This window comes from Janibacter sp. CFPM2_SD2 (assembly GCF_057364645.1).
Genome location: NZ_JBNFOF010000223.1, coordinates 1 through 4,819 on the forward strand (window position 1 = coordinate 1; position 4,819 = coordinate 4,819).

Here is a 4,819-nt window from a genome sequence, read left to right on the forward strand (position 1 = left end):
GCGCCGAGGTGGCGGTGGCGCTCGGGTCGTCCCACGCGTCCCACCGGTTCTCGGGTCACCCGATAAACCGCGGGGTCAGCCCTCGCGGGCGGCCAGTACCTGCTCGCGCAGGATGTCGGCGTGGCCGGCGTGCTGGGCGAGCTCGCGCAGCACGTGCAGGAGGACCCAGCGAAGGGGGAGCGGCCCCCGACGGTTGCCGGTCACCACGTCGTCGAGATCGAGGTCGGCGATCGCGGCCCGGCCGTCCGCACAGGCCTGTCGGTGGGCCGCGACGACGGAGGCGATGGTGTCCTCGGCGGTCAGCGCGAAGGACTCGTCGGGTGTTGCGGGGATGCCGATCTCGGCGCGCGAGCGGCCGCGGACGCCTTCGTCGAACCACACGCGCTCGACGAAGGTGGCGTGCTTGACCAGCCCGAGCAGGGTCGTGCGCGACGGCACCAGGCTGCGGCGTGCCTCGTCCTCGGTCAGGCCCTCGAGGCAGCGGCCCAGTGCCCCTCGGTGCTCGTCGACGAATGCGAGGAGTTGCTCGCGCGCCGACGCGTCGAAGGGGACCTCGTGCTCGAAGGGCGGCTGGTTCACCCCTCGACGGTAGCCGCGGCTCACCCCTCGGCGTAGACCTCGGCCGCGCCGTCGACCTCACCGGCTCGTCGCGGCTCGGGCCCGACGACCTCGAAGAGCATGGCCGTGAACTGCCCGTCCCGCTCGACCCGCTCGCGCCGCAGCCGCAGGCGCCGCGGCAGCAGGGGAGCGCCGGCGCCAGGACGACGGGCGTCTGGTGGACCCACACCTTGTCGAGCAGCCCGGCCTCGGCGAACTGACCGGCGAGGTCGCCGCCGCCGACGATCCACACGTCCTTGCCCGCTGCCGCCTCGGTCGCCGCGGCGTGCAGCTCGCGCACGTCGCCCGCGTGCGCCTGCACCCCCTCGGGCAGGTCGAGGTCGCGGTGCGTGACGATCCACGAGGGCTGCTCGTAGGGCCAGGCGAAGTCCCGCCCGTCGTGCGTCAGCTCGCGGTGCACCCACGCATAGGTGTTGGCCCCGCACACGACGGCCCCGACCGTCGGGATGAACTGGTCGAAGTCGAGGCTGTCCCCGTCGCCGTACCTCCCGCCGGGGTCCTTGTCGTGGGCCGGCGTCGCGAAGAGCCATGACAGGCTCTCCTCGTCGTCGGCGATGTAGCCGTCGAGACTCGTCGCGGTGCAGTAGATCGTCGCCATCGACCCAGCGTGACAGGCACCACCGACACTCGTCCCCGCCGCCGCGACGAGGCGCGGTTACGCTCCCTTCGCCCTGCCCGAGACCCGAGGACACCCACGATGAACCGCGTCCCCCGCATCCTGTGGACCGTCGCGACCGCGAGGCGTCGCGGGCCCGTCGCCCCCGGCGAGGTCGCCGTGCTGCCGCTGCGGGTGCTGCCCAACGACATCGACTTCGCGTGGCACATGAACAACGGCGTCTACTTCACGATGGCCGACCTCGGGCGCATCGACCTGGCGATCCGCTCCGGGTGGGGTCTGGCGCAGGTGCGCAAGCGGGTGGCGCCGGTCGTCATGCAGGAGACGATGACCTTCCGCAGCTCGCTGCAGCCGCTGCAGGCCTACGAGCTGCACACCGTGATCGCCGGCTGGGACCGCGTCAGCGTCTTCTTCGAGCAGCGTTTCGTCGTGGACGGTCAGGTGAGCGCGCAGGCGCTGGTGCGCATGCGCTTCCTCCAGCGCGGCAAGGGCGTCGACACCGACCGGCTGTGGCCGATGCTCGGGATGACGCCGCCGCCCAGCCACGTGCCGGACTGGGCGAAGGGGTGGGGAGACGGCACCCGGTTGCCGTCGCCGCGCGAGGACGCACCGGCAGGACCGCCGCCCTTCTGGGGGTGAGCACAAGAGGTCGCCTGGTGCATCTCGTGGCGTTGACCGCGCCAGATCGCCCTCAGTGCGACCTCTTGTGCACGGCAGTCAGTCCACCGAGCGCGGGGTCCACACCCGACCGTCGTCGGTGACCCGGGTCGTCGAGGCACCGACGAGACGAGGCAGCCCATGTCGACGGCCTCGACGTCGAGCTCGCCGAGGGTCGTCACCCACGACGACTCCTCGTCGCGGCCGACGTGGCGCGCGACGACGACGACGCGGTCCGGGCCGACCGCTTCGACGAGCAGGTCACGGGCGGCGCCGAGGGTGTCCGGGCGGGAGCGGGAGCGCGGGTTGTAGAGGGCGATCGAGATGTCGTTCGTCGCGAGCGCGGTCAGCCGTGCGGCGAGGACGTCCCACGGCTTGAGGTTGTCGCTGAGGTTGACCAGGGCGTGGTCGCCGCCGAGGACGGCACCGACGAGGGCGCTCGCCGCGTGCGCGGCGGTGACGCCCGGCACGACCTCGACCGGCACGTCGGCGTAGCCGGGGTCGTCGGACAGGCCGCTTCGCGCGACTCGAAGAGCGCCGTCGCCATGCCGAAAACCCCAGCGTCACCACCCGAGACGAGCGCGACGTCCGCCCCCTCGCGGGCCAGGTCGAGCGCCAGGCGCCCGCGGTCGAGCTCGACGGAGTTGCCGGAGGCGTGGCGGGTCAGGCCCTCGCGCTGCGGCACCCGCGCGACGTAGGGCGCGTAGCCGACGACGTGGTCGACCCGGGCGAGCACCTCGCTCGCCTGCGGCGTCAGCCAGTGGTCCGGCCCCGGCCCGAGACCGACGACGTGCACCGTGCCCACCTCCTGCTGATCGAGGTGGGAGGCCGCCCGCGGCCGACCCTCGAGATCAGGGGACTCCGTACCACCCGTCAGCCGCGCGAAGTCCGCGGCCCGGCCGGCGGCATCGTCACGAAGCCCCTCGCCGGGGACGACGACGATCGACATGTAGGGCACCCGGCCCTCGTCGACCTCGGCAGCCGGCATGACGAGCTCGCCCGGGTAGGACGCGCGCTCGACGTAGACGGCACGCTCGAGCATCCCTGCCTGGCGCAGGGCCTCTCGGACACCGGCGAAGGTGCGGCCGAGCTTCATGATGATCGCCGCATCGGTGTCGGCGAGACGCCGAGCCAGCTCGGGCACGGGCAAGGTGCCGGGCAGGACGGTGAGGGTGTCCTCGTGACGGCACAGGCCGGTCGCGACCGCGGCGGTGGCGGCGGACAGCGAGGTGATCCCGGGGACGACCTCGGTGGGGTAGCGCGGACTCAGCCGGTCATGGACGTACATGAAGGAGCCGAAGAAGAGCGGGTCGCCGATGGCGAGGACGACGACGCTGCGGCCGGCAGCAAGGTGGGTCTCGAGCCGGTCGCAGCACTCGTCGTAGAAGTCGGCGAGGGCCCCGTAGTAGCCGCGAGGGTGGTCGGTGAAACCGGTCGTCACCGGGTAGCGCAGCTCTTCCTCGATGGCGCCCTCGGGGATGAGGTCGGCGGCGATGGAGCGCGCGAGCGACTGCTTTCCGGTGCCCGCGTGGTAGGCGATGACGTCGGCGTCACGGATGAGCCGGGCGGCCTTGAGAGTGATGAGCTCGGGGTCGCCGGGGCCGATGCCGACGCCGTAGAAGCGGCCGCCGCTCATGCCAGCTCGTCCCGGTGGGCGAGGGCATTGAGCGCGGCAGCGGCCATCGCGGACCCGCCGCGGCGGCCGTGGACGACGAGCCAGGGGGACCGGGCCGCCGGGGCAGGTCGTGCTCGGCGAGCGCGACCTTGGACTCCGCGGACCCGACGAAGCCGACGGGCATCCCGATGATCGCGGCGGGACGCGGGGCGCCGTCGTGGAGCAGCTCGAGCAGGTGGAACAGGGCGGTCGGCGCATTGCCGATCGCGACGACGGCACCCTTGAGCCGCTCGCCCCAGAGGGAGACGGCGGCGGCCGCGCGGGTCGTGCCCCACTGGGCGGCGAGGTCGGGCACCTGCGGCTCGCGCAGGGTGCAGACCACCTCGTTGTCGGCGGGCAGGCGGCGGCGGGTGACGCCCTGCGCGAGCATGTTGCTGTCGGTGAGGATCGGCGCCCCGGCGACGAGCGCAGCGTGGGCGGCAGCGGCGACCTCGGGGTGGCCGGCGATCTCGCTCGTGATGCCGACGTCACCAGCGGCGTGGATGATCCGCACGGCAGCCCCGTGGAGGTCGGCGGGCAGACCGCTGAGGTCGGCCTCGTCGCGGATCATCCCGAAGGAGCGGCGGTAGATCTCCTGCCCGTCGGTGACGTAGTCGTACCGGCGAGGCGGTTGGCGAAGGGGGTTCATCAAGCCTTCTCGTGTTGTGCCGCAACGACATCCGCTGCGCTGGTGGGGTTGAGGGCGGTCGCGTGGGCGCGGGCGGGGTGGCCGCACGAGCGCTCGCAGCCGATGACGTGCACGGCCGGTCCGGTGACGTCGACGAAGGGGGCGGCCTCCCGGGCGAGGTCGCGCGTGCGGGTGGTCGTCCGCCCGCACGAGGGGGCTCCGGCGCAGGCGGTGAGGACGGTCCAGGGTGAGTCTGGGGACGTCGCGAAGCCGGCCGCCGCGAGCTCCTCGGCCCGCGCGCCCCCCGGCACGACGACCGAGCGCCAGGGTGTGATGCGCAGCGTCCCCTCGAGCGCCGCGGCCATCGCCGGCGTCAGCAGCCCCAGCGGAACGAGCGCCACCAGGTCCTCACCCACCGGCCCCGGCGCGGGCGGGGCACCCGCCACGACGTCGAAGGGATCACCCCCCGGCAGCAGGTCGGCCCGGGCTCCTCCGGCAGGTCGCGCAGGTTCCACGCGCGGGGTGTCGGTGCGTGCGGCGAGGGAAAGCGTCGGGCGACGTCGAGCGCGGCCTCGGCGGCCTCGTCGCGGGGGACGCTGATCGCGCGACCGTTTCGGCGACGACCTGTGCGATGCCCCCCTTCGCC

At 73.5% G+C, this 4,819-nt stretch carries 4 protein-coding genes and 4 pseudogenes; 1 reads left to right on the forward strand and 7 read right to left on the reverse strand.

The window, feature by feature from the left end; translation table 11 throughout:
• Positions 1 to 75 precede the first annotated feature (75 nt).
• The 3 genes and pseudogenes from AC2W7J_RS15845 to AC2W7J_RS15855 form a co-directional block, all read right to left on the reverse strand.
• Positions 76 to 579 (reverse strand): DinB family protein, encoded by a 504-nt coding sequence (locus AC2W7J_RS15845; RefSeq protein ID WP_485983580.1) that lies wholly within the window; start codon positions 577 to 579, stop codon positions 76 to 78.
• A gap of 20 nt (positions 580 to 599) precedes the next feature.
• A complete protein-coding gene (locus tag AC2W7J_RS15850) occupies positions 600 to 785 on the reverse strand; it encodes a hypothetical protein (protein ID WP_485983582.1) in 186 nt (61 codons plus the stop codon).
• Positions 786 to 817: 32 nt separating this feature from the next.
• A pseudogene (locus AC2W7J_RS15855) lies at positions 818 to 1,216 on the reverse strand (dihydrofolate reductase family protein); the annotation flags it as partial.
• A gap of 99 nt (positions 1,217 to 1,315) precedes the next feature.
• Between AC2W7J_RS15855 and AC2W7J_RS15860 the strand changes: the two are divergent.
• The gene (locus AC2W7J_RS15860; protein ID WP_255185836.1) at positions 1,316 to 1,873 is read left to right on the forward strand and encodes an acyl-CoA thioesterase; all 558 of its coding nucleotides are present in this window, start codon (positions 1,316 to 1,318) and stop codon (positions 1,871 to 1,873) included.
• A 78-nt stretch (positions 1,874 to 1,951) separates the two neighbouring features.
• Here AC2W7J_RS15860 and AC2W7J_RS15865 read toward each other — a convergent pair.
• From AC2W7J_RS15865 to AC2W7J_RS15880, 4 genes and pseudogenes are all read right to left on the reverse strand, one after another.
• Positions 1,952 to 3,527 (reverse strand): annotated as a pseudogene (locus AC2W7J_RS15865) (precorrin-2 C(20)-methyltransferase).
• Positions 3,524 to 3,586: pseudogene (locus tag AC2W7J_RS15870) on the reverse strand (hypothetical protein); the annotation flags it as partial. The pseudogenes AC2W7J_RS15870 and AC2W7J_RS15865, both read right to left, overlap by 4 nt.
• A 56-nt stretch (positions 3,587 to 3,642) precedes the next feature.
• Positions 3,643 to 4,194: pseudogene (locus AC2W7J_RS15875) on the reverse strand (precorrin-8X methylmutase); the annotation flags it as partial.
• Positions 4,194 to 4,688, reverse strand: coding sequence for a hypothetical protein (locus tag AC2W7J_RS15880; RefSeq protein WP_485983584.1), 495 nt, complete (start codon positions 4,686 to 4,688; stop codon positions 4,194 to 4,196). The gene AC2W7J_RS15880 and the pseudogene AC2W7J_RS15875, both read right to left, overlap by 1 nt.
• Positions 4,689 to 4,819: the final 131 nt, after the last annotated feature.

Excerpts from the sequence above, each read along its gene's own strand:
- AC2W7J_RS15860 (WP_255185836.1), top strand. The coding sequence starts at position 1,316 with ATGAACCGCGTCCCCCGCATCCTGTGGACCGTCGCGACCGCGAGGCGT.